The organism is Arthrobacter sp. HLT1-20, assembly GCF_054510895.1.
The window spans coordinates 1-21,844 of record NZ_JBTNDR010000043.1; the positions used below are offsets into that span (position 1 = coordinate 1).

The following is a 21,844-nucleotide window of genomic DNA, read 5'->3' on the forward strand; positions in this document are numbered from 1 at the left end:
CCATCTCGGTTGAAATCTCATAGTTCTCCCCACCCCTCTCCCCCTCCCCCCCCCCCCCCCCCCCCCCCCCCCCCCCCCCCCCCCCCCGCCGTCGGCACGTAGGGGCGAAGTTTGGCACGCCGTCGGTGAGCCGGCACATGAAGGCGAGCGTCCGGCGTCGCACGTTAAAAACAAACTGACCCGCAGAAAACGCCGAAAATCACGTCAAAATCGTGAATTTTCGCCGTTTTCTGCGGGCCAGTTGCGAAAGGCTACTCGTAGAGGTTCGCGGCAATCTTGGGATCGGCAATGTTGGTCTTGTCGTACCAGTAGAAGCCGGTGTCGATGACCTTTTCAACCTTTTCGCCCTTGATGGCGGCAACGGCGGCCTTGACGGTCTCGTAGCCAATGCCAACGGGGTTCTGCGTCACGGCACCTGCCATGAGGCCGTCCTTGATGGCGTCCATCTGGGCTTTACCGGAGTCGAAGCCAACAATGGTGAGCTTGCCGGTCTTGCCGGCTTCCTTCACAGCATTGACGACGCCGATCGCGGCACCTTCGTTGGTGCCGTACATGCCGGCCAGGTTCGGGTAGGCGGTCATGATGGACTTGGCGGCGTCGGTGGACTTGGCCTGGTCGCCGTCGGCGTACTGGATGTCAACGATCTTGATGTCCGGCGCGTTGGTCTTCAAGTAGTCAACGAAACCGTCGCGGCGGTCGGTGCCCGAGGTGGCCGTCTGGGAGTGGCCGATGATGGCGATCTCACCCTTCTTGCCCAGCAACTCGGCCATGTGCTTTGCAGCCTCTGCGGCAGCAGCCTTGTTGTCGGTGGAAGCGGTGGCCAACGGGATGTCGGAATCCACGCCGGAGTCAAAGGCGATGACGGGGATGTTCTTGCTCTTGGCGTCCTGCAAAATGCCTTCAGCTGCCTTGGAGTCCAGCGCGGCCAGGGCCAGGGCCTGCGGGTTCTTGGCCATGGCGTTGTTCAGCTGGTCCATCTGCTGCTGCACGTTGGTTTCCTTGTCCGGGCCTTCAAAGGAGATCTCCACGTTGAATTCCTTGGCGGCGTTCTCAGCACCCTGCTTCACGGACTGCCAGAACTGGTGCTGGAAGCCCTTGGAAACAATCGCAATGTACGGCTTCTTGCCATCGGTGGCTGCGGCGCCACCGTTCGCAGCGGGGGTGGCAGCGGTGTCACAGGCAGCAACGCTCAAGGACAGGGCAGCCACTGAGGCCAGGGCCAGGAATTTTCTTCTTTGCATCGGGGTCTAACTCCTTTGTATTAACACGTGAACTATGGGGTACTGCTGTTTGTTGAAAACTAGTTGGCGGCCTTTTTGCGGCGCATCATGTCCAGGTACACGGCCAGGAGAATGACCACACCCACGGCAACCTGCTGCCATTCCTGCGGGATGGACATGATGGACAGGCCGTTGGTCAGCACCGACATGATCAGCGCGCCAATCACCGTGCCAATGATGGAGCCCTTGCCGCCTGCCAGCGAGGTTCCGCCAATAACGACGGCGGCAATCGCCTGGAGCTCCAAGCCTGCACCGCCCGCTGGCTGGGCCGAATTCAAACGTGCCGTGGCGATGACGCCGGCCAGGCCCGTGAAGGTACCGGCAACCGTGTAGATCAGCACAGTCCACTTGGTGACGTTCACGCCGGAGAGGGCCGTGGCCGCCTCGTTGCTGCCGATCGAGTAGGTGTAGCGGCCAAGAACTGTCTTGGACAGCAGCAGGCCGGCCACAACGGCGGCGGCGAACAAGATGAAAACGGCGTTGGGGATGACCAGGCCGGGGATGGACTTGCCCAGGGCGAAGATCTTCTGGAAGCCCTCCACCTCTGTGGTGTAGACCGGCTTGGTGCCGGAGATGACCAGGGCCAGGCCCGCAGCAACCATCATCATGGCCAGCGTTGCAATGAAGGGGGGTATCTTCATCACGGCAACCAAGAAGCCGTTGATGCCGCCCATCATGGCACCGAACAAGACACCGCACAGCACGCCCACAATCATGGGCATGCCCATCTGTGTCATGAACACGGCCGTCATAACCGAGCACAGCGTCATGCCAGTTCCAATGGACAGGTCAATGCCGCCGGTGATGATGACGAACGTTGTACCCAGGGCCAACAGGCCCGTCACAACTGTGGAGAGCAGGATATTGGAGAGGTTGGCGGCCTGGTAGAAGTTGGTGTTGGCCACGGAGAAGAACAGCACCAACGCCAACAAGCTGGCGAAGGCCAACAACTGCTGGAAGCTAGCCCGGAGTCGGGTATTCATTTCTGATTTCTTGTTACTGGCAATCCGGGCAGCTTGCGCAGCGTCCTTTGTCAACGTCATTGTTTGCCGTACTTTCTTACGTCGTGGAGCGCTGCGCGCTGGAGGTTGGTAGGGGTGTCAGCACTGAACTCCCACTGTTTTGTGTTGCCAGTTCCATGATGTTTTCCTGGTTGGCTTCTGCATTGCTGAGGAAGCCGGTGAGGCGGCCCTCGCTCATCACGGCAATGCGGTGTGAGAGGCGCAGGACTTCAGGCAGTTCCGAGGAAATCATGATGATCGACTTGCCCGCAGCCACCAGATCGTTCAGGAGCGTGTAGATCTCTTCCTTGGCGCCAACATCAATGCCGCGGGTTGGTTCGTCGAAGATCAACACTTCGCAGTCCTTGACCAGCCACTTGGCAATGACAATCTTTTGCTGGTTGCCGCCTGAGAGGTTCTTGGCGATCTGGGCGCTTGAGGGGGTCTTGATCCGCAGCTTGTCGATGTAGGTGGACGCCGTTGTTTTCATGGCGTTGTTGTCCAGCACACCCATGCGGCTGAACATTTTCAAGGAGCTCAGGGCAATGTTGTCCTTGACGTCGCGTTCCAGCAGCAGCCCCAGGTGCTTGCGGTCCTCGGAAAGGTACCCCACGCCCAGGCTGGCGGCAATGGCCGGATTACCGATCTTCACTGGCTGACCGTTGAGCTCAATGGTGCCGGCGGCGATGCTGTCTGCCCCGACGATGGCACGGGCAATCTCGGTGCGCCCGGCACCCATCAGGCCGGCGAATCCAAGGATTTCACCCCTGTGCAGTTCAAAGTTGATGTCTCGCAGCAGGGATTTGGTGGACAGGCCGGTGACTTTCAAGACCACATCGCTCGACGGCGTGGTGGGTTCCGGACGCTGGTTGCCGGAGATTTCGCGCCCCACCATGAGGTTAATGACTTCACGCATGGTGGTTTCGGCTGTGCCCACGGTGTCGATGTATTCGCCGTCGCGAATCACCGTAATACGGTTGGAGATGGCTTTGAGCTCATCCATGCGGTGCGAAATGTAGATGACACCGGTTTTTTCGTTCGTGAAATTGCGGATCAGATCATGCAAGGTGGCCACTTCGGCGTCGTTCAATGCAGCTGTGGGCTCGTCCATGATCAGGATGCGGGACTTGTAGGACAGTGCCTTGGCGATTTCCACCATCTGCTGTTTGGCAACTGTCAGGTCCCCCACCCTTGCCTTGGGATCAAGGTCAATGTTGATCCGGTCAAAGAGCAGGCGGGCCTTGCGGTTGAGAGCGCGTTCGCTCAGGAAGAGCCCGCCGACGCGCGGTTCCCGGCCAATGTAAATGTTCTGGGCCACCGTCAAATCCTGCATCAGGTTGAATTCCTGGTGGATGATGCTGATGCCCAGTTCCTGCGCATGCTTGGTGCCGGTGATGGTCACCTGCTCGCCATCAATTTCGAAGGTGCCCGAGTCCGGGACATAAATGCCGGAAAGCAGCTTCATCAGGGTGGACTTGCCAGCACCATTCTCGCCAACAAGGGCCAGGACCTCATTGTGCCCCAGTTCCAGCCGCATCTCAGATAGCGCCTTGACGCCGGGGAAGCTCTTGTTCACCCCGGAGATCCGGAGAAGTTGCTTACTCATACTGCCCTCTCAAGCTTCAATTCAAAAGATCTGACATCAGACCTCTTTTGAAGCCCTACGTCATTGGCCGAAATCAGTCTCTTCGTCAGTGAAAACGCCGGAATTCGGCCTGATTTGGCGAACTCTTGGTCCGCCGATGCCGTTCAACTTTCACCATGTTATGTTACCTGCGACACAAATACATACTTTTTACACAAATACATCCGATGTTTACGGAAATGTTATCGATAATATACATGGCGGGCTGTTCCAGCCCAGATGGCCTGTACTTCCGCGCCGCTCAACGCATCAATCAGGGTGGCAGCGAGCCGGATTGTTTGGGCGTAGCTGCCGCCGAGCAAGCTCACCGGCCAGTCGCCGCCAAACATGAGCCGCTGTGGGCCAAAGGCTTCCAAGGCAACATCCCAGACCTGTTCCAGTGCCTGGGCGGAAAACTCTGCCGCGTCCGTGTGCAACCCAGATACTTTAGCTACCGTGTTGGGCAGCGCCGCAACTGCGCGCAATTGTGACTCCCACAGCTGCATCGCCTCCGCCGTGCCGCCACGCGGAGGCTTGCCCAGATGGTCCACAACAATGCTCAATCCGGGCAGTGCCTCGGCAAGATCTGCCACCTGCCCCAGATGCCGGGGAAACGCGTCGGGCACTTCAAAGGGGATCTGAGCCTGCGCCAGCAGGGCCAGCGATTCCCGCACGGTTGGCAGCTCCAGCACATCGGGGCGGGGGTCGTCATGGATCAGTGTGCGGACACCACAAAACTTGGGATTCTCCTGCCACCGCTCCAAGAGGGCTGCAGCCTTGGCTGGTTCCTCCAGGGGCAGCCACCCCACCACACCAACAATCCAGTCATGGGCTGCGGCGGCAGCCAGCATGGCTGCGGTGTCTGCGGCGGTGTCGTCCGCCTGCACCAAGATGGCTTGGTTGACGCCCTCGTCCGCAAGCACCCGGTGTGCCATCTCCGGGGTGAAGGTGTTGTATAAAAGACCGTGCTCCGGCGCCAGCCAGGAGTACTGCCCATCGGCCAGAGCCCACAGGTGGAGATGGGAATCCAGCCGCGGCGGTGCGGAGTGTTCGCTGGTGTTGGGGCTAGGCATGGATCAGGCTTTCCGCCAGCAGCCCGCGCCCCACCAGGGCCTCCCACAAGCCGGCCGGAATCTCCGCCGCCATCCGTGCCGCGGTTTGGCTGATTTGCTCGGCGTTGGACGCCCCCACCACCACACTGCACACGGCCGGGTGTGCAGCCGCGAATTGCAGGGCGGCCGCGGGCAGTTCCACGGCAAACTCGTCACAGCAGGCGGCGAGGGCGTTGGCCTTGGTCAGAATCTCCGCAGGGGCTGGCGCGTAGTTGTAGTTCGCGTCGTCGGGCACCACGGGCCGGGCCAGCAGGCCCGAGTTGTACACGCCCACGTTGACCACGCCAACGCCACGGGCCAGGCACAGCGGCAGCAGGTCGGCGGCGGCGGGCTGCTCCAGCAGCGAGTACCGCCCTGCCAGCATGATCACATCGAGGTCTGCCCCGAGTACGCAGTCACGCAAGGCGTCAGCGGAGTTCGCCCCCACGCCAATGGCGGTGATGAGTCCTTCAGCCCGCATTTTTTCCAGCGCCGGCAGGGCTTGATTGATGCCCGCGTCCAGATCGTACACGTCGGGGTCATGGAGGTAGGCGATGTCTATCCGGTCAAGGCCCGTGCGTTCGAGAGAATCCTCGATGCTGCGGCGGATCCCCGCTTCCGAGGGATCCCAGCGGCGAACGGCATCCGCCGGCACATCGAAGCCCTGGGTGTCCCTGGTTCCGGCGGGGTTGGCCACTGGTTCCAGGATCCGCCCCACCTTGGTGGAAAGGACAAATTCGGAGCGCGGCTTGGTGGCCAGGAAGGCGCCAAGGCGGCGTTCGGACAGGCCCAGACCATAGTGCGGGGCCGTGTCAAAGTACCTGATGCCAGCGTCCCAACCGGCAGCAAGGGTGGCGGCAGCAACGTCGTCGGACATGGCCCTGTACAGGTTTCCGATTCCGGCCGCGCCAAAGCCCAGGCGGCCCAGTTCTGGCAGGCTCATGGCAGTTCCCACACTTTCGCCAAGCCCATGTCAGCTCCGGAGTAGTCGTCCTCAACCTCGAGCAAATCGCTCATGACGGCCTGCCACGCAATGTTGACCGGGTTGTGCGCCAGTTCCTTGCGCATGGCCTGGTAGTCGTCCACCTCCACCACATGGAAGAGTTCCCGGCCGCTGCGCCAAATGTTCCAGCTGGTGACACCGGCTTCGCGCAATGCGGCGTCCAACGCGTCACTGATCCTGGCGTGGACGGAATCGTACTCAGCCTCCTTGCCGGCCATCAGCCTGGTGTGGAGAGCTATTTTCTGGGTCATGACGCATCGCTTTCAGTGGTGAGGAACAGCTCAGTTGAGGAACAGCTCAATGACGGGAACGGCCACGCCGGGGCGCTGCACAGGGAGTTTAAGGGTCAGGGTTCCCGGAGCCTGGCCGGCGGGCGTCATGTGCCCGGCCGCCTGCCCCGGGTCCAGCACCATCATGGCAACTTCCGAGGCGTCGTTGAGCAGTTGTGCGTAACGCACCTTGCCTGCCAGGCCTGGCAGGTGGATGAACTGGAACGGCCACACGAACAGGTGAAGGTACAGGCGGTTTCCGCGCAGTGTGTAGCGCGCATCCTGTGGGGCGGTGATGCCCGCAGCCCCCGCCCCGTAGATGGAGCGGCCGTGCAGCTGCATCCAGTCCCCAATGCCGGCAAGGGCCTGCTGGGCCCGCGGGTCAATCTGCCCCCGGGCCGTGGGGCCAACGTTGAGCAACAGATTGCCACCCTTGGAGACGCCGTCAATGAGCATGTGGACCAGCTGCTCGGAGGACTTGTAGTCCAGGTTGTCCCTGTCGTAGCCCCAACTGCCGTTGAGCGTTTGGCAGGCTTCCCAGGGAACTTCCTTGCCACCACTGAGCATGGCGCCCGCGGGCTGGTACTGCTCGGGGGTCACAAAGTCGCCCGGCACGTTGAGCCTGTCATTGACCACAATGCCCGGCTGGAGTTCGCGGATCATCTCCATGAGCTCCACGGAACCCCAATCAGTGGCGCCCTTTCCGGCGAACTTGGCTCCGCCGTCGGGGTTGGCCGTGGCAACATCCGGGTAGGAGAAGTCGAAGAACAGGTAGTCGATCTGCCCGTAATTGCTCAGCAGCTCGCGCACCTGGCCGTGCAAGTAGTCCCTGTACCGGCCGCCGTCGCGCGTCTTGTTCAGCTCCTGCCAGTGCGGGTTGTTCCGGTCCGCGTGGTTGCCGTCAATGGTGTAGTCCGGGTGGTGCCAGTCAATGACCGAATGGTAGAAACCAACCTTCAAGCCCGCCTCGCGCAACGCGTTCACATAGGGGGTCAGCAGGTCCTGCCCGCACGGGGTGTTGGTTGACTTGTACTCCGTGAGGGCGGAATCCCAGAGCGCAAACCCGTCGTGGTGCTTGGTGGTGAGGACCACGTACTTCATGCCAGCATTCTTGGCAGCGGCAGCCCACTCGCGCGGATCGTACAGGTCCGGCTCAAAGTGGTCAAAGTATTTGCTGTACTCGCCCACGCTCATGTTTTCCCGGTACATGACCCATTCATGCCGGGCCGCCAGCGAGTACAGGCCCCAGTGCACAAACATGCCGAGCCGGTCATCGGTGAACCAGGGCGCATGGGGGATGACAACCTGGGCGGGGGCTTTTGCTGCCATGATGCTAGACCAATTCTTTCTGTACAACGGTGAGTGCTGCTTCCCGGGCGGCGTCCGCCACCCAGAATTCTCCATCCGGGAACGTGTACTCGGCAACCGAGGCTGCGTACATTTCGCTTCCGCCGCCGGGAGCCAGCGGCGGCCAGTAGCAGCCGTTGCGCACGTCAATGGGGGTGACAAAGTGTTCGTGCAGGTGGTCAACGAATTCGATCATGCGGTCGTCTTTTTTGCCGGACACTGCCACAAAGTCAAACATGGACAGGTGCTGCACTGCCTCACACAAGCCCACGCCGCCAGCGTGCGGGCAAACCCGGACACCGAATTTGGCGGCCAGCAGCAAGATGGCAACGTTTTCATTGACGCCAGCCACGCGGGCCGCATCTATTTGGAGCACCTGCAAGGCGTCAGCCTGGAGCATCTGCTTGAATACCACACGGTTTTGCACATGCTCGCCCGTCGCCACCGGGATGGGTGCAACGCCGCGGGCAATCGCGGCGTGGCCCAAAATGTCATCCGGGCTGGTGGGCTCCTCAATCCAGGCAATATCAAATTCCGCCAGGTGGGACATCCACTCGATGGCCTGCTCCACGTCCCAACGTTGGTTGGCATCCACTGCAACTTTGATGTCCGGCCCGACGGCGGCGCGTGCAGCCCGCAGGCGGCGGATGTCATCCGCCAGATCGGCACCCACTTTAAGCTTGATCTGCTTGAAGCCGGCGGCCACAGCTTCATGCGCCAGGCGTGTCAGCTTCTCATCCGAGTAGCCCAACCAACCCGGCGTGGTGGTGTAGCCCGGGTAACCCTCAGCGAGCAGCGTGGCTGTGCGCTCCTCGCGGCCGGCTTCCGCCGTGCGCAGGATTTCCAGGGCTTCTTCGCGGGTCAAGGCGTCAGTCAGGTAGCGGAAGTCAACCAGGTCAACCAGTTCCTCGGGGGACATGGTGGCCAGCAGCTGCCACAGCGGCAGACCTGCGCGCTTGGATTTAAGGTCCCACAGCGCGTTGACAACAGCGCCGATGGCCATGTGCATGACACCCTTTTCCGGGCCCAGCCAGCGAAGCTGCGAATCGTGGGTCAGTTCCTTCCAGGTGCCGCCCATGTCCGCGAGCAACTCTTCAACATTGCGGCCCAGCAGGTAGGGGGTCAGGGCCTTGATGGCAGCGGTTTCAACGTCATTGCCGCGGCCAATGGTGAAAACAAACCCGTGGCCCTCAAGGCCGTCATCGCTGTCCGTCACCACGCGAAGGTAGGCCGCCGAGTAGTCGGGGTCTGGATTCATGGCGTCGGAGCCGTCCAAATTGCGCGACGTGGGGAAACGAACGTCGCTGGTCTCCACGGCAATGACTGTACTCACGGGCTGCTCCCTATAGAAATGCGGTAAAAGTGCTGAAAAAGTTAGAACAAGCTAAACATCCGATGTTTTACATGTCAATATAGAACAAGTAGCTGAAATAACCACATAGTGTGGGTAAAGTTGCCTGAAAGCTCAGATGTTAAGATCCGTAATGGATCACCAACCACAAGAACCGCTGCCATCAAGCGGCCACAAGAGGATATGAATTTCATGAAGATTGCACGCCTTGGCGAGCAGGGGCGGGAAATTCCCGTTGTCATTGCTGCCGACTCCACCGGAACCGAACGCACCTTTGACGCCCGCCCGGTAACCAGCACCATTGACGGCGCATTCCTGTCCAACAACGGGGTTGCCGCCTTGCGCGAAGCCCTGGACAACGGCACGCTGCCGGTCCTGGAGAATGCCGGCGAACTGCGGATCGGCTCCCCCATTGCCCGGCCCAACAGTGTCATCTGCATCGGCATGAACTACGCTGCGCATGCGGCAGAGTCCGGCGCCCTGCCACCCACCATCCCCGTGGTTTTCCTCAAGCCGAACAACACTGTTGCCGGCCCGTTTGACGCTTCACCGATCCCGCCGCTGTCCGCCAAGTATGACTGGGAAGTTGAGCTGGGCATTGTGGTGGGCCGCGAGGTCAGCTATCTCTCCACCCTCGAGGAGGCTGCCGATGCTGTGGCCGGGTATGTGGTGGCCAATGACCTCTCCGAGCGCGAGTACCAAATCCCCGGTGCCGCAGGCCAATGGACCAAGGGCAAGTCCCTGCCGAAGTCCACACCGCTGGGCCCGTGGTTTGTTCCCGCCGCCGATGTGGACGCCAGCAATTTGCAACTGCGCAGCTGGGTCAACGGCGAGCCACGCCAGGATTCCAACACGGCGGACCTGATCTTTGACGTGCCCACCATCATCCACCACCTGAGCCAGTACATGGTGCTGGAACCGGGCGATGTGGTGCTGACGGGCACCCCGGAAGGCGTAGCCCTCTCCGGCCGCTTCCCCTACATCCAGGAGGGCGACGTCGTGGAAGTTGAGATTGCTGGCCTGGGCCGCCAGCGCCAGCAATTCTTCCGTGCCGGCACCGCTACTTCTACTTCGCAGGAGGCATAAATGAGCCAGGAACTCTCAACACTGACAGCTGTTGTCACCGGTGGTGCATCGGGAATTGGTGCAGCCATTGCTGCGAAGCTGCAGGCCATGGGCGCCCAGGTTTCCGTCCTGGACCTGTTCCCGCAGGACCTCCCCGAGGGGCAGCTGGGCTTTCCCTGCGACGTGTCCGACGACGTCTCCGTCAAGGCAGCCATCGACGGCACAGTGGCGGCCTATGGGGGCGTGGACATTGTTGTCAACAACGCAGGCATTGGCGCCATTGGCTCCGTTGAGGACAACGACGACGCCGAATGGGCCCGCGTGTGGAACATCAACGTGATCGGCATGGTCAGGGTTTCCCGTGCCGCTCTGCCGCACCTGCGCCAGTCTTCCAGCGCCGCCATCGTCAACATTTGCTCCATTGCGGCGACCGCTGGCCTGCCCCAGCGCGCACTGTACTCGGCCACCAAGGGCGCGGTGCTTTCATTGACCCAGGCCATGGCTGCCGACCACCTGCGTGAAGGCGTGCGCGTTAACTGCGTCAACCCCGGCACAGCAGACACCCCGTGGGTCAGCCGGCTGCTGTCCCAAGCCGATGATCCGGCCGCCGAGCGCGCAGCGCTGAACGCCCGCCAGCCTCACGGCCGCCTCGTCACCGCCGAGGAAGTTGCCGGCGCCGTGGCGTACCTGGCCAGCCCGCTCTCCGGCTCCACCACAGGCACCTCCATCGCGGTCGACGGCGGCATGCAGGCCCTGCGCCTGCGTCCCGTGGAGGCGTAAAAGCTCCAGCAACTAACCCGCAGAAAACGCCGAAAACTCAGGGTTTTACCGTGTTTTTCGGCGTTTTCTGCGGGTCAGTTTGCGTTCTGCCCGCTGCGAGCTTGCGAGCAGTGGGAGCCGGTGGGGTCTAGCCGGCTTGCGCCAGCACCAGCGGCAGGACTTGGTCAGCACCGGCCTGGCGCAGGGCCCGCCCGGCTACTGTGACCGTCCAGCGGCTGTCCACCAGGTCATCGAGCAGCAAAACGGGTCCGCCCGGATACGCCGCGAGCGCCTCACCCAGCGCGGGACCAACGCTGAAGCGGTCCCAAACACCTGCCAGACGGTAGGCACTGTTGCCGCCGCGCTGACCCGTTGGCCCACCAAATTCGAGGGACATTTCGCCCAGATACGGCAGCCTGCCAATCTGGCAGATGGCCTCGGCAAAGGACTGCAGCAGCAGGGGTTTGCTGCGCGAGGGCATTGACACAACAGCCACCGGGCGCCCGGCCCCTTCCCAACCAGCTTGGCCCCATTCCCGCAGGACACCAACCACGGCCTGCGCCATGGCTGGATCCATGGGAGCATCCGGGGCACCCGCGGCGAACATGGCCCGCAGGGAATTACCCCAGCCAAGGTCGGTGAGCCTGGCCAGAATCCGGCCTGTGGAGATCAGCTCGTCCGCCTTGAGTTTGCCCTTGACGGGGACCCCCAGCCGGTTGATGCCCGTGGGCCACATGGCGCGCGGGTCAAGCGGCAGCCCTGCGTGGCGCAGCGCCTCCCCCGCAGCCTCGGAGGCACTGGAAATGACCTCCGCACTGAACCACCGCCCGGCACAGTTGTCGCACCGACCGCACGGCGAGGCCGTGGAATCATCAAGCGCCGCGGCCAGGAACTCCATCCGGCAACCGGACATGCGCTCGTACTCCACCATGGACTGCTGTTCATCCACGCGCGCCTGGGCAATGCGTTCGTAGCGCTCTGCGTCATACACCCACGGCTGGCCGGTTGATTCCCAGCCACCGGTGACCCTGCGCACGGCCCCATCTACGGCCAAGACCTTCAGCAACAGCTCCAGGGGTGTGCGTCGCAGGTCCACTCGAGCCTCCAGGGCTGGCGTGGACATGGGCTTGGGTGACTCCCCCAATGCTTCGAGCACAGCCATCGCCTTGTCCTGGGCCGGCATGGACGCCGTGGCAAAGTACTTCCAAATCTCCGCGTCCTCAGTCCCCGGCAGGAGCAGCACATCGGCGTTTGCGCTACCACGGCCGGCACGTCCCACCTGCTGATAGTAGGCCACCGGGGACGACGGCGCCCCCAAGTGAACCACGAAGCCCAGGTCTGGTTTGTCGAACCCCATACCCAAGGCACTCGTGGCCACGAGGGCCTTGACCTGGTTGTCCTTGAGTGCTTCCTCCAGCGCCTCGCGTTCCATGGTGTCGGTGCGTCCCGTGTACGCCTTGACCACGTGACCGGCCTGCGCCAGCAACCGGGCGGTGTCCTCGGCGGCGGAGACTGTCAGGGTGTAAATAATGCCGCTGCCGGGCAATTCCGCCAGATGCGTCAGCAGCCATCCCAGCCTGTCCCTCGAATCAGCCAGCCGCAACACGCCCAGCCGCAACGATTTGCGGGCCAGCGGGCCACGAATGGTGAACACTCCGGCGCCCAGCTGCTCTTCGATGTCGGCAACCACCCGGGAATTGGCTGTGGCGGTGGTGGCAAGCACCGGCACGGAGGCCGGCAGCTGGGCGATCAGGTCGGCAATGCGGCGGTAGTCGGGGCGGAAGTCGTGGCCCCAGTCGGAAATGCAGTGGGCCTCGTCCACCACCAGCAGTCCGGTGCGCTGAATCAGAGTCGGCAGCTGGTTCTCCCGAAAAGACGGATTGGTCAACCGCTCGGGCGACACCAGCAACACATCCACCTCGTCGGCGGCCAGCGCCGCAGATACCTCACCCCACTCGGTGGCATTGGCCGAGTTGATGGCCATGGCACGCACCCCAGCACGCTCGGCGGCGGCCACCTGGTCCCGCATCAGGGCGAGCAGGGGCGAGACAATCAAGGTGGGTCCGGCACCGCGTGCCCGCAACAAAAGGGAGGCCACAAAGTACACGGCCGACTTTCCCCAACCGGTGCGCTGCACCACCAGGGCGCGGCGGCCAGCATCAACCAGCGCCTCAATGGCCTCATACTGGCCGTCGTGGAAATCAGCGTCCTCGCGCCCCACCAGGGCCCGCAGAATTTGCTGGGCCTGGGCACGCGTGTCTGTGCGTGAGACTGAGGGGAGAGCCGAAAGCGGTCCGGGCGCTGGTTGCAATGTCATTTACCCAGTATTCCAGCGCCCACCCACAATGCACGGCACAGCTCAACAAAGCTGTGGATAACCAGGTGGTGCGGCCACCGGCGGTACCATTGTTCGGTGACTACAGTAGATAACGCGCCGGTTGACCTGTCCGCCTCCTTCAAGGCCTATGACGTCCGCGGCCTTGTTGGCAAAACCATCACCTCCGATTCGGTACGGGCCGTGGGGGCAGCCTTTGCGGATGTGCTGGCCTTGGATGGCAAAACCGTGTTGATCGGCGGGGACATGCGCCCCTCCTCCCCCGATTTTTCCCAGGCGTTTGCCGACGGCGCATCAAGCCGCGGCGCCAACGTGGTCATGCTGGGCTTGATCTCCACCGATGAGCTCTACTTCGCCTCGGGCGTGTTGGACGCCGCCGGCGTGGTGTTCACCGCCAGCCACAACCCGGCCGAATACAACGGCATGAAGATGACCCGAGCCGGAGCGGTTCCGCTTTCCTCCGAAACCGGTTTGACCGAGATCCGTGACCTGGCCCAGTCCTACCTGGCCAACGGCATCCCCACAGGTACCCCCGGAACCCAGGGTGAACAGGATGTCCTGAGTGACTACTCCGAGTACCTGCGCAAGCTGGTTGACCTCACCGATTCACGGCCGTTGAAGATTGTGGTCGACGCCGGCAACGGCATGGCAGGCATGACCACCCCCGCCGTTCTGGGCGACGCCCTCCTGCCGGGGCTGCCCTTTGAGATTGTCCCGCTGTACTTTGAGCTGGACGGCACCTTCCCGAACCACCCGGCCAACCCGCTGGAGCCGGCAAACCTGCTGGATCTGCAGGCCGCAGTGGTCAAGCACGGCGCCGACATCGGCCTGGCCTTCGACGGCGACGCCGACAGGTGCTTTGTCATCGACGAGCTCGGCGCACCCCTCTCGCCGTCGGCCGTCACAGCCCTGGTGGCCCGCCGCGAAATTGCCCGCGCCAAGGCACTCGGCGAGGAACAGCCCACTGTCATCCACAACCTCATCACCTCACGTGCCGTGCCTGAACTGATCGAGCACGACGGCGGCCGGGCCGTGCGCACGCGCGTTGGCCACTCCTTCATCAAGGCCACCATGGCCACAGAAGGCGCCGTTTTTGGTGGCGAGCACTCCGCCCACTACTACTTCCGCGACTTCTTCAACGCAGATACCGGCATGCTGGCCGCCATGCACGTCTTGGCAGCCCTGGGCGAGCAGGAAGGCCCACTGTCCGAGCTGGGCCGCGAATATGAGCCCTACGTCTCCAGCGGCGAGATCAACTCCCAACTGGCCGACGTTCCCGCAGCGGTGGCCCGGGTTCGCGCCGCCTACACCACGGATGACGTTGTGGTGGATGAGCTCGACGGCGTCACATTCACGGCCAAGGACGGCAGCTGGTGGTTCAACCTGCGCGCCTCCAACACCGAACCGTTCCTTCGCCTGAACGCCGAAGCCGTCGATGCCACCACCATGGCCGATCTCCGCGACGCCATCCTCGCCCTGGTGCGCCAGTAGCAGCGTTGGCGCTGCCAGCCCCTCGAGAACACCCAACGTAGCCGCAACACTTTTCAGGAGTATCCATGGAACCCAACACCACAGAACAAACCCCTGCAGAACTGCTGGTTCAAGACGACCTGAACAAGCTCATCGGCACAGCTTTTGGTGTCGCCGGGGAACAACTGGAGACTCACGGCGCCTTCCTGCCGGTGGGCCTTGTGCTCAAGCACGACGGCGAGCTGAACCTGGTTGCCGTGGCCCCCAACACGGTGGACGGCGATGAGGAAAAAGAGCTTGACGCCGACCAGATGGTGGCCGACTTGTTTGAGGCCCTGACCCAGCAGAACGATCAGAACAAGGCTGCCGCCGTGGTCTGCGACATCCACCTGCCCGACGACGCCACGGACGCCATTCACGTCATGGCCGAGCACAGCACGGGTGTGTGCGTTTCAGCGGTCCGTCCGTACAGGCAGAGCGCCACCGGCTGGGAATTTGGCGACCCGTTCCTCGAAGCCGGCGAAAAAGTGATCTGGCCGGCGTAGTGCGCATCAACAGCTTTTCCGATGTGAGCCTGCGGCTGCTCACGGTGCTTTGTTCCCTCCCGGAGGACGAGCTGCCCACCACCCGGGAGCTGGCAGAGTCCGTGGGCACGCCGTACAACCACGTCAGTAAGGCTGTGTTGAAGTTGCGCCAGATGGGCCTGGTGGAGGCCATCCGCGGCCGCAGCGGCGGCGTGCGCATCTCGCCAGAGGGCAAAGTTGCCACCGTCGGCCGCGTTCTGCGCGCTTTGGACGACCATATTGACGTTGCCGAATGCACCACAGACATGGGTGCCTGCCCGCTCATCCACCAGTGCGGGCTGCGCGGCGCCCTGAACCATGCCCGCGAGGCCTTCTACGCATCGCTGGACAATGTGACCGTCTACAGCTTGGCCACAAAGACCCCAAGCGGCCCAGTTGCTGTGACCTTAAACACAGCGCGGCCCCGCTAAACCGCCACAAATCAATACTTTTCTACAACTCGTAGAAAATATGGCTTTAAAGTTGCATTTGAAATGCTACTTTGGGATTGTCACCATGAATCAGCCCAAGGAGTAACCATGCTTTCGGAAAAATCCCGCCCGCTCATTGCCGCAACACTGCCTCTCGTGGGTTCCCGACTGGGCGCCATCACGCCGAATTTTTACTCCCGCATGCTGACCGCCCACCCCGAACTCCTGGATGGTTTGTTCAGCCGTGCCAACCAGAACAACGGCGAGCAGCAGAAAGCCCTGGCCGGATCCATTGCGGGATTTGCCACGGCCTTGATCGCCAACCCTGACATCATCCCGGAGCAGATGCTCAGCCGGATCGCCCACAAGCACACCTCCCTGGGCATCACCGAGGACCAGTACGGCATCGTCTACAAGTACCTCTTCGAAGCCATCGCCGAAGAGCTGGCGGACGTCATCACCGCCGAGATCGCCGAGGCCTGGACCGAGGTGTACTGGCTCATGGCCAACGCTTTGATCAAGTTGGAGAAGGGCCTGTACGCCATCCAGGCCAATGACAAGATGTGGATGCCGTGGACGGTTGTTGAAAAGAACCCCGCCGGCACCGACGCCATCACCTTTGTGTTGGAGCCCGCAGATGACACGCCTGTCACGGTTGCCCGCCCCGGACAGTTCGTCTCGGTCAAAATTGCGCTGCCGGACGGCCTGCGCCAATGCCGCCAGTACTCGCTGTCCGCCGATGTTGAGTCCACCACCCGGCGCGTTTTCACCACGAAGATGGACGACGGCGGCGAGGTCTCACCCGTGCTGCACGGCCAGGTAAAGGTGGGCGACGTCGTCGAACTTTCCAATCCCTACGGTGATGTGACGCTCGACGGCGCTGGTCCGGTGGTGTTTGCCACGGCGGGGATCGGCTGTACTCCCTCAGCCTCGGCGCTGCGATCCCTGGCTGCCGCGGGGGCGGACCGCGAGGTTTTGGTGCTGCACGCCGAGAAGAACCTTGCCGCTTGGGCTTTGCGCGGCCAGATGACGGCCGATGTTGCCGCCATTGATGGGGCCCGGCTGCAGCTGTGGCTCGAAGAGCCCACGGCCGGTTTCCACCAGGGCTTCATGACCCTGGAGGGTCTGGACCTTCCCGCCAATGCCTCCATGTATGTGTGCGGCCCGCTGCCTTTCATGAAGGCCATTCGCAACCAGGCGATCGAGGCGGGCATCCCGTCCACCAAGATCCACTACGAGGTCTTCGGCCCCGACCTCTGGCTCGCCGGCGCTATCTAGCCAGCGGCTCCCCACTGTGGCGCAGTAGTTGCTAAAAACGAGCCTGTTTTCAGCAACTACTGCGCCACAGTTGGGTGGGCGCCGGGGCTAGGCGGCGAAGCGGGCCTTCAAGTCCTCGAGCTCTTCCGCCAGCTGGGCGGGCAAGGAGTCACCGAAGCGGGCGTACCATTCCTGGATCCCGGCAAGCTCCGTTTCCCATTCACTGGGGTCCACCTTGAGCGCATCCGCCAAATCAGCGGGACTGACGGCCAAACCGGTCAGATCCAGTGAACCCTCGGCAGGAACAAAGCCGATGGGTGTCTCCACTGCCTCAGCCTTGCCCTCAATCCGGTCAACAACCCACTTGAGCACCCGGGTGTTCTCACCAAATCCAGGCCAGGCAAAGCCGCCGCTGGCGGTGCGACGGAACCAGTTCACCAGGAAGATCTTGGGCAGACGCGCCTGATCAGCCTTCGCGGAGAGTTCAATCCAGTGCTTGAGGTAGTCACCGGCGTCGTAGCCAATGAACGGAAGCATGGCCATCGGATCGCGGCGCACCACACCAACGGCGCCGGTGGCCGCAGCTGTGGTTTCCGAGGAGAGTGTTGAGCCCATGAAAATGCCGTGGGTCCAATCGCGGGCCTGGGTAACCAAGGGGATGGTTGTCTTGCGGCGGCCGCCAAACAGGATGGCGTTGATCTCGACGCCTTCGGGGTTGAAGTAGTCGCGCGAAAGCATGTCTACCTGGTCGATGGGCGTGCAGAACCGTGAATTGGGGTGAGCTGCCGGGCGGCCGGAGTCCGGCGTCCAGTCATTGCCCTGCCAGTCGGTCAGGTGAGCGGGCACATCCTCCGTCATGCCCTCCCACCAGACACCGCCGTCGTCGGTCATGGCAACGTTGGTGAAAATGGAGTTGCCCTTGGCGATGGCAGCCATGGCGTTCGGGTTGGTGTGCCAACCCGTTCCCGGGGCCACCCCAAAGAGGCCAGCCTCGGGGTTCACCGCACGCAGTTCACCTTCCTTGCCAAAGCGCATCCAGTTGATGTCATCGCCCAGCGTCTCCGCCTTCCAGCCCGGGAGGGTTGGTTCCAGCAGAGCCAGGTTGGTTTTGCCACAGGCAGAGGGGAATGCGGCCGCCACGTGGTAGGTCTTCTCCTCCGGGCTGGTGAGCTTGAGGATGAGCATGTGCTCGGCCAGCCAGCCTTCGTCGCGCGCCATGACCGAGGCGATGCGCAGAGCGAAGCACTTCTTGCCCAACAGGGCGTTGCCGCCGTAGCCGGAACCGAAGGAGAAAATGGAGCGCTCCTCGGGGAAGTGCACAATCCACTTTTCCTCGTTGCACGGCCAGGCAACATCCGCTTCGCCGGGAGCCAGCGGGGCACCCACCGAATGCAAGGCAGGCACAAAGAATGCGTTGGTGTCTTCCATCTTGCGCAGCACGTCCGTGCCAATGTTGGCCATGATGCGCATGGATGCCACAACGTAGGCGGAGTCGGTGATCTCCACGCCAAACTTAGGATCCTCGGCGTCGAGCGGGCCCATGACAAACGGAATGACGAACATGGTGCGTCCGCGCATGCTGTCGGCGAACTTCTCGTTCAGGATTTCCTTCATGGCGGCCGGGTCCATCCAATTATTGGTGAATCCGGCGTCGCGCTCATTTTCTGAGCAGATAAAGGTTCGTCCTTCAACGCGGGCCACATCCTTGGGGTCCGAGAACGCTGCGAAGGAGTTGGGGAAGAGTTCGGGGTTCAGCCGCGTCAGGGTTCCCTCGACCACCAGGTGGTCAGTGAGCAGGGCATATTCCTCAAGGGACCCATCCACCCAGCGAATATGATCCGGCAGGGTGAGAGCTGCTACTTCGCCAACCCAGGCGGCGAGGCCTTTGTGGGTGGTCATTGCTTGCTCAACGATTTCCTGCACTGGCGCGTGGCCCATTGGCTTTCCCTTCATCGAATGGGTAGGTGGTATCTAAATGCTAGGGGGCTGCATTCGCCGATTTTAGGGATGGGAGGTGGGATGTAGTGGTCCACTTAGGGGGCAGAACCGCGGATTTGCGCGGTTCCTCGTATTTGTTACGGCCAACATTTGTGATCCAGATCACGTAGACCGGTCTAGTGGTGGAGGACACGGGCCTTTTGCGCCTTCTCGATTTGTACACCAGAGAAAAGTTGGGCTATAGTTATTCACGGCCCGAGGGTCGGAAACAAAACAAAGAAACAAAGAAACAAAATATGCGTGCGTAGCTCAACGGATAGAGCACCTGACTACGGATCAGGAGGTTGGGGGTTCGAGTCCCTTCGCGCGCACTTTAGAAGAAAAGCGGTCCACATCGGTGGGCCGCTTTTCTTGTTAACTCACCAGTAGTGCAGTTGAGAAATGGGACAGTTAGCGGGACTGCTTACTGAACTGCATGACTGACCGTTCGACGGCGGCCAGCACGGTTTCGTCGGCGAGCGTGCGGAAGTGCCCCGCCAAGGGCAGCTCGATGTTCACCGCCCCCGGGAGCGCGCTGCCGCCGGGAATGTGCGGATCAAACTCGGGATATATGGAGACCACGTGCTCATTGACCTCCAGCTGTTCGTGCAGGGACACCAGCACGGCATCGTCCGGCGAGAAGTGGCGCAGCGTGCGGGAAAGCATGTAGCGGGCGTAGAGGGAACCGGAAAAGGGTGTTCCAACGGCCACCAAGCCCAGGATTTTCACGGGGCGGGCCGGGGCTGGAACCGTGGTTCCAGCGTCGTCCGGGGTGGAAAGCTGGGCATCCAGCAGGGCATGCTTGCCAATCAGCCCACCCTTGCTGTGCGCAACGAAAATGCACCGGGCGACCCCGTGCTCACGCTGCAGCGCGGACAGTGCCCGTGCCACGATGGCTGCGGACTCCGGCACGGCGCGCCTGTTGATACCAAGCTGCGGCACGCCAAACACCCGGAAACCGGCAGCATTGAGCCGACGCGCTGCCGGCTGAAGGAAGAACCAGGTCTCGTAGACGCCGGGCAGCAGAACAATGGCCGGTTTGGCGTGGTCTCCTACCGCATAGGCGACCGGGCAGCGTGGCTCAAGGATTCCCCGCAGCTGCCGCCACCCCGCATACAGGTAGTCCAGGCACCACCAGCCCAGGCGCTTGACCGCCTTCACCTCTGACCCACGTGGTCCAGGATGTACCCGGCCACGCAGGCGCCGTCCTTGACCATGGTTTCGTGCCCGCGGCCGTCCACCTCCACCATGGTGGCATTGGGGATCAGGGCCGTGACCTCCTCAACCCATTCGTGAGGGCAGACGGGATCCCTATTGCCCCTGATAACCAGCGTGTGGGCCTGGATTTGCACCAGGGTATCCTCGACGGCGTGGTCCATCATGCTGCGCAGCTTCTTGACGAACCAGCGCGGGCCTGTTTTGGCATAGTTTCGCATGCCAATGCGCAAGACCTGGGGGCTTTCCCCAAAGAGGTCCTGCACCATGCGCCAGGCCTGCCTGTGAACGGTGCGCTCATGCCTGTTGACGGTGGGCGCCACCAGCACTACCTCGGGGAACAGGTCCGGTCTTTGCGCAGCAGCTTCCGCCACCACCTGGGTGCCCATGGAATGGCCCACCAGAACCGGGCGGCCCAGCCCTTCGAGCTCAACAAAGTCAATGAGGACCTTGCCCATGGCGGCCATGGTGAGCGCGCGGGCTGGTTCGGGGGCGTCACCAAAGCCGGGCAGGTCAAGGGCCACCACACGCCCGTGGCCCTCCAGCGCCGAGCTCAGCTGGGCAAAATAGGAGATCCCCATGCCAATCCCGTGGACCAGTAGAAAGGTCCGCCCCGACACTTGGTCGGTGTCCGTGGTGACAACCTCATAGCCGGACACTAAAACTTTACGCACACTCATGGAATCAGTATTGCCGAGATGTGGTCTGACGGGGTGACGCCACTCAACAAAACTGACCCGCAGAAAACGCCGAAAATTCGAGTTTTCGCGATGTTTTTCGGCGTTTTCTGCGGGCTAGCTGGGAGGGCGTGGGGATTACTCGGCGTCGACGAAGAGCTTGATTTTGGCCCGGATACCGTCAAAGTGGCTGCGCAGGAGCTTGGAAGCGGTCTTGGCATCCTTGGCGGCCACCGCGTTGTAGATGTCCCGGTGCTGGGATGCCGTGTGAATCAGGTCGGTCCCGCCGGTGCCGATCTCCACGTGAATCTTGCGGTAGACCTTCCAAAAAACGCTCATCAGGTTCATCAGAAGATCGTTGTTCAAGGGCTCAAAAAGCAGCCGATGGAATTCCGCGTCTGCTTCAGGGAAGGACTCGCCGTTGCCGGCCAGCTCCTCCATCTTCACCACGGCTTCCTCAATGCGCACCAGATGCTCATCCGTGACAACAGCTATGCATGCACTGATGAGGCCGGCCTCCAGGGCCTGCCGGATGTCAACCAGCTGCAAGGCTTCAAGGCCCTCGTGGCGCAGTGACAGCCGCCCCCGGAAGGTCAGGCCGTCGGCAAGCGCATCAAAGTTGCTGGGAGCCACAAACATGCCAAAACCGTGGCGGATTTCAATGACGCCAAGCGCCTGCAGCACCTTCAACGATTCACGCAGTGTATTGCGTCCCACACCGAGAACTTCGGAGAGTTCACTCTCGGTGGGCAGGGGATCGCCGGCATCCAGGTCTCTTTCCAGGATGAGTTCCATAATGTCTGCCTGCAAGGCGCGAAGCCGCACCTGGGCGCTGAAGCGGGCCTTGGGTGCTACCGTCGAAATGGACAACAAAACTCCTCAGAAATATTCGCCGCATGAACAACGCTTTACTCACTTTAGTGGTGATATCCGGGCCAACGGCCCCGATTCCCCCGTGACAAGCCATGTGGCTCTCGTGCCGTGGCGCCAACTGAGCGCCAACGTGATCCAAACCATAGAATATCGGATGTCCGACGACTTGCCTACACAATAGCAATGTTGTTTTGCGCGTCGGGGGTCCGCCGAGGGTCCGCCGAGACCAAAATGAGACCCTGGACCCACTTGACCA

General features: G+C 62.0%; 19 protein-coding genes and 1 tRNA gene. 7 read left to right on the forward strand and 13 right to left on the reverse strand.

Features of this window, described 5'->3' with window-relative positions; translation table 11 throughout:
• Positions 1-251: 251 nt before the first annotated feature.
• From ACX80Q_RS16650 to ACX80Q_RS16685, 8 genes are all read right to left on the reverse strand, one after another.
• Positions 252-1,241 (reverse strand): substrate-binding domain-containing protein, encoded by a 990-nt coding sequence (locus tag ACX80Q_RS16650; RefSeq protein ID WP_459331652.1) that lies wholly within the window; start codon positions 1,239-1,241, stop codon positions 252-254.
• Positions 1,242-1,300: 59 nt separating this feature from the next.
• Positions 1,301-2,263 carry an ABC transporter permease gene (locus tag ACX80Q_RS16655; protein ID WP_459331653.1) on the reverse strand — a complete coding sequence of 321 codons (963 nt, stop codon included), beginning with the start codon at positions 2,261-2,263 and terminating at the stop codon, positions 1,301-1,303.
• A gap of 76 nt (positions 2,264-2,339) precedes the next feature.
• Complete coding sequence (locus ACX80Q_RS16660; protein WP_459331654.1) at positions 2,340-3,887, reverse strand: sugar ABC transporter ATP-binding protein; 1,548 nt, start codon at positions 3,885-3,887, stop codon at positions 2,340-2,342.
• A gap of 221 nt (positions 3,888-4,108) precedes the next feature.
• Complete coding sequence (locus ACX80Q_RS16665; protein WP_459331655.1) at positions 4,109-4,978, reverse strand: amidohydrolase family protein; 870 nt, start codon at positions 4,976-4,978, stop codon at positions 4,109-4,111.
• Positions 4,971-5,939 carry an aldo/keto reductase gene (locus ACX80Q_RS16670; protein ID WP_459331656.1) on the reverse strand — a complete coding sequence of 323 codons (969 nt, stop codon included), beginning with the start codon at positions 5,937-5,939 and terminating at the stop codon, positions 4,971-4,973. Before ACX80Q_RS16670 ends, ACX80Q_RS16665 begins: the two co-directional genes overlap by 8 nt.
• Positions 5,936-6,250, reverse strand: coding sequence for an L-rhamnose mutarotase (locus ACX80Q_RS16675; RefSeq protein ID WP_459331657.1), 315 nt, complete (start codon positions 6,248-6,250; stop codon positions 5,936-5,938). Before ACX80Q_RS16675 ends, ACX80Q_RS16670 begins: the two co-directional genes overlap by 4 nt.
• Positions 6,251-6,280: 30 nt before the next feature.
• Positions 6,281-7,597, reverse strand: coding sequence for an alpha-L-fucosidase (locus ACX80Q_RS16680; RefSeq protein ID WP_459331658.1), 1,317 nt, complete (start codon positions 7,595-7,597; stop codon positions 6,281-6,283).
• A 4-nt stretch (positions 7,598-7,601) separates the two neighbouring features.
• Positions 7,602-8,948, reverse strand: a complete 1,347-nt coding sequence (locus ACX80Q_RS16685; RefSeq protein WP_459331659.1) for an L-fuconate dehydratase — start codon at positions 8,946-8,948, stop codon at positions 7,602-7,604.
• 210 nt (positions 8,949-9,158) lie between these two features.
• On the opposite strand from ACX80Q_RS16685, the gene ACX80Q_RS16690 reads away from it, so the two are divergent.
• Entirely contained in the window at positions 9,159-10,052 is an 894-nt protein-coding gene (locus tag ACX80Q_RS16690; protein WP_459331660.1) for a fumarylacetoacetate hydrolase family protein, read from the forward strand.
• Entirely contained in the window at positions 10,053-10,811 is a 759-nt protein-coding gene (locus ACX80Q_RS16695; protein WP_459331661.1) for an SDR family NAD(P)-dependent oxidoreductase, read from the forward strand. It abuts the gene before it with no gap.
• Positions 10,812-10,938: 127 nt separating this feature from the next.
• On the opposite strand, the gene ACX80Q_RS16700 is transcribed toward ACX80Q_RS16695, so the two are convergent.
• A complete protein-coding gene (locus ACX80Q_RS16700; protein ID WP_459331662.1) occupies positions 10,939-13,107 on the reverse strand; it encodes a RecQ family ATP-dependent DNA helicase in 2,169 nt (722 codons plus the stop codon).
• Positions 13,108-13,203: 96 nt separating this feature from the next.
• Here ACX80Q_RS16700 and ACX80Q_RS16705 point away from each other — a divergent pair, with 96 nt between their 5' ends.
• The 4 genes from ACX80Q_RS16705 to ACX80Q_RS16720 all read left to right on the forward strand — a co-directional run bounded on the left by ACX80Q_RS16705 (position 13,204) and on the right by ACX80Q_RS16720 (position 16,867).
• Complete coding sequence (locus tag ACX80Q_RS16705; RefSeq protein ID WP_459331663.1) at positions 13,204-14,616, forward strand: phosphomannomutase/phosphoglucomutase; 1,413 nt, start codon at positions 13,204-13,206, stop codon at positions 14,614-14,616.
• A 65-nt stretch (positions 14,617-14,681) separates the two neighbouring features.
• Positions 14,682-15,140 carry a hypothetical protein gene (locus tag ACX80Q_RS16710; RefSeq protein ID WP_459331664.1) on the forward strand — a complete coding sequence of 153 codons (459 nt, stop codon included), beginning with the start codon at positions 14,682-14,684 and terminating at the stop codon, positions 15,138-15,140.
• Positions 15,140-15,589, forward strand: coding sequence for an RrF2 family transcriptional regulator (locus ACX80Q_RS16715; RefSeq protein WP_459331665.1), 450 nt, complete (start codon positions 15,140-15,142; stop codon positions 15,587-15,589). The genes ACX80Q_RS16710 and ACX80Q_RS16715 overlap by 1 nt, the downstream gene beginning before the upstream one ends.
• Before the next feature lie 108 nt (positions 15,590-15,697).
• Positions 15,698-16,867, forward strand: coding sequence for a globin domain-containing protein (locus ACX80Q_RS16720; protein WP_459331666.1), 1,170 nt, complete (start codon positions 15,698-15,700; stop codon positions 16,865-16,867).
• A gap of 87 nt (positions 16,868-16,954) precedes the next feature.
• Here the strand turns inward: ACX80Q_RS16720 and ACX80Q_RS16725 are convergent, their stop codons facing one another.
• Entirely contained in the window at positions 16,955-18,784 is a 1,830-nt protein-coding gene (locus ACX80Q_RS16725) for a phosphoenolpyruvate carboxykinase (GTP) (protein ID WP_459331667.1), read from the reverse strand.
• A 298-nt stretch (positions 18,785-19,082) separates the two neighbouring features.
• Here ACX80Q_RS16725 and ACX80Q_RS16730 point away from each other — a divergent pair.
• Positions 19,083-19,155: transfer RNA gene (locus ACX80Q_RS16730), tRNA-Arg, on the forward strand.
• Positions 19,156-19,234: 79 nt separating this feature from the next.
• On the opposite strand, the gene ACX80Q_RS16735 is transcribed toward ACX80Q_RS16730, so the two are convergent.
• From ACX80Q_RS16735 to ACX80Q_RS16745, 3 genes are all read right to left on the reverse strand, one after another.
• The gene (locus tag ACX80Q_RS16735) at positions 19,235-19,984 is read right to left on the reverse strand and encodes an alpha/beta hydrolase (RefSeq protein WP_459331668.1); all 750 of its coding nucleotides are present in this window, start codon (positions 19,982-19,984) and stop codon (positions 19,235-19,237) included.
• Positions 19,981-20,718: an alpha/beta fold hydrolase gene (locus tag ACX80Q_RS16740; protein WP_459331669.1), complete on the reverse strand. Its 738-nt coding sequence runs from the start codon at positions 20,716-20,718 to the stop codon at positions 19,981-19,983. Before ACX80Q_RS16740 ends, ACX80Q_RS16735 begins: the two co-directional genes overlap by 4 nt.
• Before the next feature lie 135 nt (positions 20,719-20,853).
• Entirely contained in the window at positions 20,854-21,585 is a 732-nt protein-coding gene (locus tag ACX80Q_RS16745; RefSeq protein ID WP_459331670.1) for a FadR/GntR family transcriptional regulator, read from the reverse strand.
• Positions 21,586-21,844 lie beyond the last annotated feature (259 nt).